Source organism: Microcystis sp. M049S2 (assembly GCF_020245625.1).
Taxonomy (GTDB): Bacteria; Cyanobacteriota; Cyanobacteriia; order Cyanobacteriales; family Microcystaceae; genus Microcystis; species Microcystis ichthyoblabe_A.
Genome location: NZ_JADBUN010000113.1, coordinates 1 through 6,534, shown reverse-complemented (window position 1 = coordinate 6,534; position 6,534 = coordinate 1). Strand labels below are relative to the sequence as shown.

Below are 6,534 nucleotides of genomic sequence, written 5' to 3'. Positions count from 1 at the left end.
CGAAATAAGCTCCCGCCCAAAAATAGGGTTTGTTGTCGAAATACTTTGCCGCCAAATCCGGAAATTCTTGTCTAATTAAGCGACTACTAACTGTTTTAAGGTTAGCGATTAGTTTGGTCCATGATTGTAATTAGTTGATATACTAGGCAGTAAGTGTTACAATTTGACTATACATCACATCACGAAACTAACGACAGTGATAACGCTTACCTACCAGTACAAACTAAAGGTAAACAAGAAACAGGAACGAGAGATTGTCCACATTCTTGATGTTTGTAAGAGCGTTTATAATTACGCGCTCTCGGAACGGAAAGATTGGTTAAACTCTCGAAAGTGTCTTGCGGATCGCTGTTCGCTAGTTTCTGAGTACATAATTCCTGCGGATCAACCCTATCCAAATTACTTCGTTCAAGCTAAAAATCTAACGGAAGCTAAAAAAGTTTACCCGATATTAAAGATGGTTAACGCTCAAGTCTTACAGCAAGTTTTAAAAACTGTAGATAAAGCGTTTGACCATATAAAATCGAAAGGCTTCGGCTTTCCTAGATTTAAGAAAAAGATGCGAAGTTTTGTTTTCCCCGCGCTCTCGAAAAATTTTCTAGGTGACGAATACTTAAATTTTCCACAATTGGGAAAAATTCGGATTAGGAAATCTAGGGAGTACCCGTCTGGGTTTGAGCCTAAACAAGCTCGAATTATCCAAAAAGCGTCGGGATTTTACGTTTTGGTTTCTTTCCAATCTACGGAATTAGTTCCCGATATGACAGTAGGGAAGACCTGTTTAGGAATTGACGCGGGAATTGAGAGTTTTGTCGCTACTTCACGGGGAGATTTAATCAAAGCCCCTCGATTTTTGTTGAAAGTACAGAGTCAGCTTAAATTGCTACAAAGACGCTTGAAACATCAAGTCAAAGGCTCGAACAATTGGTTGAAACTCCAAGATAAGATAGCGAGATTACACGAAAAAGTGTCTAATACTCGTAGAGATTGGCATTTTAAGTTAGCTCATTACCTTTGCGATCTCGCTGATAATATCTTTGTTGAAGATATTAACTTCGTTTCCTGGTCTAGAGGGATCGTTAGAAAACAATCTCTGGATTCAGGTATCGGTAGTTTTATTAACGAGATATTACCGTTTGTCGCTTGGAAACGGGGAAAATATTATCTTAAGGTTGATAAAAACGGAACCTCGCAAGAGTGTCCGAATTGTGGCGCAATTACTGGTAAAAAAGCGTTATCGGAAAGAGTTCACCGGTGTGATTCTTGCGGCCACATTGAACCGAGAGATACGGCATCAGCGAAGGTAATTGAGAACCGAGGAAAAAACGCGGTCGGACTGACCGTGTTAGAAAACGCTCGCGGAGGCGATTTGACGGGGATCGACTGGGTTAAACTCGGTCGATCTAGTTAAAAGCCTAAGAACCGAGAATCCCCCGCTACACCGCGCGAGCGGTTAGCGGGGGAGAGTCAATCCCCGATAACTGATAACTGCTAGACTAATTGGGTTACGCTTGCAAGATTAATAAAACCAGTGTCGAGATTAGAATGCAGGGACTTTTAAGAAAACTTTGGCGTGCGATAGAAAACTTTTTTACCCGACTTTTGGGGGGACAAGGGGGAAAGGGAAAAGTACAAGCGATCGAATCTGTTCCCCTAACCGATACAGATTACGAGTTTCTCTATATGCAGTTACTCGATGGAGTGGCCCACGGTTGGCACGAAGGCAGAATTCTGAGATTTTTCGAGAAATTGGGCGATCGAGGTCGGCAAAAAGATTGGGTAGAATGGTTAGAGCGTTTTGGGACTCGTCTGCAATCCTCCGCTTCCCTTAACCAAATTCTCGCCACCAGAATGATTCGTTTAGGAGAATTAGCTCGCGCTTTCCCCGGTATTGAACGTATTGGTGAAGCTTCCTACGAGATCGGTTATCAACTCTACACCAAAGAAACTGCCACTTTAATCTGGGAATACGCCGGCGACGATGAGGCCCCGGGCAGTTATTCCCAGCCGCAAACCCCAGAAAATTTCTTATATTCCGGTGAAACTAGCAATTTTAACGGTAATGACCCAGAAAATCCCCAATTAGAAACCCTCACCCTCGATCAATTATTTAACCGTCTGCAAAACGATCCTACCCTAGCGGGCCAAATCGCCGAACAATTGGGCATCGAAAATAAGGACGCAGAAAGCATTATTGATAGTCTGATCGCTCAATTTTCCTCACAGGAAAGTAAAAACCCTGAAACTGCCGAAGATTGGTTTCATCAGGGCTTAGAACAGGCAAATTTAGGCAATTGGTCAAATGCGATCGCCGATTGGGAACAGGCCTTAAAGATCGACCCCCAATTAGCCTCGGCCTGGCATAATCGTGGTAGTGCCTTAGCCATGATTGGTAACTACGAAGAGGCGTTAAATAGTTATGATCGCGCCCTAGAAATCACCCCCAACGATCACCAAATCATTAACGCTAGGGGCAGCGCCCTATACGGACTGCAACGTTGGCAAGAGGCTTTAGACTGTTGGCAACAGGTGCTAGAAGCGGACGATAATTTTTATCAAGCTTGGTACAATCGCGGCAGTACTCTAGAAAATTTGGGCGAAACCCAAGCAGCGATCGCCTGTTATCAAAAAGCTTTAGGGATTGCGCCGGATTTTGAGCTTGCCCAAACTCGTCTAGAGGCTTTACTAGAGCAAAAACCGCCCGAAGACGACGGTAATCCCCCCGCCTGATTCAATCTGAACTTGAGCAGTCAACAGCCTACAATGGGGGAAGTATAGAGACTAATTTTAATGAATCAGGCCCAGCAATGAGTATAAAAAGCAAACCTCCTTCACAATCCCGCCTGATCGGTAATGTTTTATTAGCCGTGGGCGGCTTATTTCTGATTGTTAACCTCCTTTTTCCGCAATTATTTGGCCCTAGCGTCCCCAAAGTTCCCTATAGTCTTTTTATCGACCAAGTGGAAGATGGCAACGTTGCTAGGGTATCCGTGGGACAGAATGAGATTCGTTATCAGCTTAAAAACGACCAAGAGGGCAACTACGGACGAATTTTCAGCACTACACCGATTTTTGACCTAGAATTGCCCAAACGTCTAGAAGCCAAGGGCGTAGAATTCGCCGCCGCACCACCGCCAAAAAATGGCTGGATTGGTAGTGTCCTTAGTTGGGTGATTCCTCCCCTGATTTTTGTCGGTATTTGGCAATTTTTCCTCGCTCGCAGCGGTGGCGGTGGTCCGGCCGGGGCTTTATCGATTACCAAAAGTCGCGCTAAAGTCTATGTGGAAGGAGACACCACCAAAACCACTTTTAAAGATGTGGCCGGTGTGGAAGAAGCGAAAACTGAATTGGCCGAAATCGTCGAATTTCTCAAATATCCCCAACGTTACATTCAAATCGGGGCGCGGATTCCCAAGGGTGTCCTCCTAGTCGGTCCGCCGGGGACAGGAAAAACCCTGCTGGCGAAAGCAGTAGCGGGAGAAGCGGGAGTTTCTTTCTTTAGTATCTCGGGTTCGGAATTCGTGGAACTCTTTGTCGGTGCAGGGGCGGCCCGAGTGCGAGATCTGTTTGAACAGGCCAAGAAAAAAGCCCCCTGTATTATTTTTATCGATGAATTAGACGCGATCGGTAAATCTCGCGCTAACGGTAATTTTATGGGGGGTAACGATGAACGAGAACAGACTTTAAACCAATTATTGACGGAAATGGACGGTTTTAACGCCGGTGATGCGACGGTGATCGTGCTGGCCGCCACTAACCGCCCCGAAACTCTTGATCCCGCCCTTTTACGCCCCGGCCGTTTTGATCGCCAAGTGTTAGTTGATCGTCCCGATCTGGCCGGTCGCTTAAAAATCCTCGAAATCTACGCAGGTAAGGTAAAATTAGGATCGGGTGTGGATTTAAAACAGATTGCTACCCGTACCCCCGGTTTTGCCGGTGCTGACTTAGCTAATCTAGTCAATGAGGCCGCTTTATTGGCAGCCCGCAATCAACGCAGCACCGTCGCCCAAGAGGACTTTAATGAGGCAATCGAGCGGGTAGTGGCGGGTTTAGAGAAGAAAAGCCGGGTTCTCTCGGAAAAAGAGAAGAAAATCGTCGCTTATCACGAAGTTGGTCACGCTCTCGTCGGTGCAGTTATGCCGGGAGGGGGTAAAGTTGCTAAGATTTCGATCGTGCCTCGCGGTATGGCAGCCCTCGGTTATACCCTGCAAATGCCCACGGAAGACCGTTTCCTTATGGATGATACGGAATTACGCGACCAAATTGCTACTCTTTTAGGTGGTCGGGCCGCCGAAGAAATTGTCTTTGGTAGTATTACTACTGGGGCCGCTAATGACCTACAGCGGGCGACGGATTTGGCCGAACGCATGGTGACGACCTATGGTATGAGTAAGACTCTCGGTCCTCTAGCCTACGAAAAAGGTCAACAGAATAGTTTTCTGGGAGATGGTATGATGAATCCTCGGCGCTTGGTGAGCGATGACACGGCCAAAGCGATCGATAATGAAGTGAAAGAGATTGTCGAAAATGGTCATCAGCAGGCCCTGGATATTCTTGCTCAAAATCGCGATTTGCTCGAAGAAATTGCCCAAGAAATCCTCAGTAAAGAGGTGATTGAAGGGGAACAATTGCAAGCACTGCTCGAGCGCGTTAAACCCCTCGATCGAGAACCTGTTACTGTTTAAATTGATTTGATTTTTACCTGACCCTATCTTGAAGAAAGATGGGGTTTTTTCCTGTTATACTAAATCCAGTTATTAAAAATTGATTATTTATTCCCCTTTTTGCATGAGTGCATGAGTAGAAAAGGGGTTTCTCAGAGAAACCCCTTTTCTGTGCGTTACTCAACGGATTTAGTATCACTTATTGCCCAGAAGCATTTCTGACAAGGATTGAGGGGAAAATTGACTCTCTGGAAAAACGGATCGATGAGAGATTTGATCAGGTAGATAATAGATTTGATAAGATAGAAGAACGGTTGACAAAAGTGAGATGTAGCCAAAGACTCTCTGGGAAATGCAGTTAAATAATTGGATGGCAACCTAAAAATATGAGTGAATTAACTATTCGTCCAGCTAAAATTAGTGGTGTCATCCCAGATTCGATCGCCGCCGAGGTGGGTTTTGAAATCGGGGATGCGCTCGTCTCTATTAATGGTAATCGTCCCCGGGATTTAATCGATTATCAATTTTTATGTGCCGATGAATTTTTAACCCTAGAAGTGCTTGATAGTCAGGGCAAAACTCACCAAGTAAAAATCGAAAAAGATTATCATGAAGACTTAGGTTTAGAGTTTGAAACCGCCCTTTTTGATGGCTTAATTCAGTGTAATAATAAATGTCCTTTTTGCTTTATCGATCAACAACCAGAGGGCAAAAGAGAAACTTTATACTATAAAGATGATGACTATCGTTTAAGTTTTCTCTATGGCAGTTATTTAACCTTAACTAATCTCACCTCAAAAGAATGGCAGCGGATCGAAAAGATGCGAATCTCACCGCTTTTTGTGTCCGTTCACGCCACGGAACCCGATCTGAGAATTCGTCTCTTAAAAAATCCCCGCGCTGGTCAAATTTTAGACCATTTAAAATGGCTACAAGCGAGACAATTACAAATTCATGCACAAGTGGTAGTTTGTCCCAATATTAATGATGGAATTCATCTAGAAAGAACCCTGTTAGATCTGGTTTCTTTTCATCGGGGAGATATTCCCTGTGTGGAGTCGATTGCCGTAGTTCCCGTGGGATTAACCCGCTTTCGTCCCCAAGAAGATGAATTAATTCCCGTTAGCCAAGAAAAAGCGCGAGAAGTGATTGAACAAGTCCAAACTTTACAGAAAAAATTTCGTCAAGAATTTGGCAGTAATGTGGTGTGGTTAGCCGATGAATGGTTTTTAATTGCCCGAGTCGATTTACCACCTCAATCTCACTACGAAGATTATCCCCAAATCGGTAACGGAGTTGGCTCGATTCGTCAATTTATTAGGGATTTCCAGAAGACAGCTAAGAAGTTATTGCCTGCTCAAATTACTCCCTCTAGACGGTTGGTATGGGTAGTGGGAAATGCCGTAGAACAAGCTTTTCAACCCCTAGTTAAACAGTTAAATAAGGTGCAGGGTTTAACCGTGGAATTAGTGGCTTTAAATAGTGATTATTGGGGGCAGGAAATCACGGTTACGGGTTTATTAACCGGGCAAGATATTCTCAAAAGATTACAAGGTAAAAATCTTGGGGATGGGGTTTTATTACCCTCCCTCATGCTCAAGCATGGGGAAGCGGTATTTTTAGATGATATCACCCTAGAAACTGTTATTAATCAGTTAGGAGTCCCTATTTATCCAGTCCTGGGAGTGGAGGAATTAATTAAAACTTGTCTTACTCTCAATCCTTTCTCTGACTTTCTCTCACATATAGGTGAGCAGTAAAAGTGATTAAAAGAGGGCGAATGCAATTCGCCCCTACAATAATATTATTGCGCCAATGGTAGGGGCGCATCGCGTGCGCCCAAAATGTAATATAGATATTTCGACCAAAT

Annotated in this window: 4 protein-coding genes and 1 pseudogene; 4 read left to right on the top strand and 1 reads right to left on the bottom strand. The window is 44.3% G+C overall.

Annotated features, from left to right (window positions below):
• Positions 1-112: pseudogene (locus IM496_RS09560) on the bottom strand (transposase); the annotation flags it as partial.
• A gap of 84 nt (positions 113-196) precedes the next feature.
• On the opposite strand from IM496_RS09560, the gene IM496_RS09555 reads away from it, so the two are divergent.
• The 4 genes from IM496_RS09555 to IM496_RS09535 all read left to right on the top strand — a co-directional run bounded on the left by IM496_RS09555 (position 197) and on the right by IM496_RS09535 (position 6,424).
• Positions 197-1,411, top strand: coding sequence for an RNA-guided endonuclease InsQ/TnpB family protein (locus IM496_RS09555; protein ID WP_194013596.1), 1,215 nt, complete (start codon positions 197-199; stop codon positions 1,409-1,411).
• A 134-nt stretch (positions 1,412-1,545) separates the two neighbouring features.
• Positions 1,546-2,730: a tetratricopeptide repeat protein gene (locus IM496_RS09550; protein WP_287661816.1), complete on the top strand. Its 1,185-nt coding sequence runs from the start codon at positions 1,546-1,548 to the stop codon at positions 2,728-2,730.
• 77 nt (positions 2,731-2,807) lie between these two features.
• Positions 2,808-4,685 (top strand): ATP-dependent zinc metalloprotease FtsH4, encoded by a 1,878-nt coding sequence (gene ftsH4 / locus IM496_RS09545; RefSeq protein ID WP_194013598.1) that lies wholly within the window; start codon positions 2,808-2,810, stop codon positions 4,683-4,685.
• Between the two features lie 365 nt (positions 4,686-5,050).
• Positions 5,051-6,424 carry a TIGR03279 family radical SAM protein gene (locus IM496_RS09535; protein WP_287661814.1) on the top strand — a complete coding sequence of 458 codons (1,374 nt, stop codon included), beginning with the start codon at positions 5,051-5,053 and terminating at the stop codon, positions 6,422-6,424.
• Positions 6,425-6,534 lie beyond the last annotated feature (110 nt).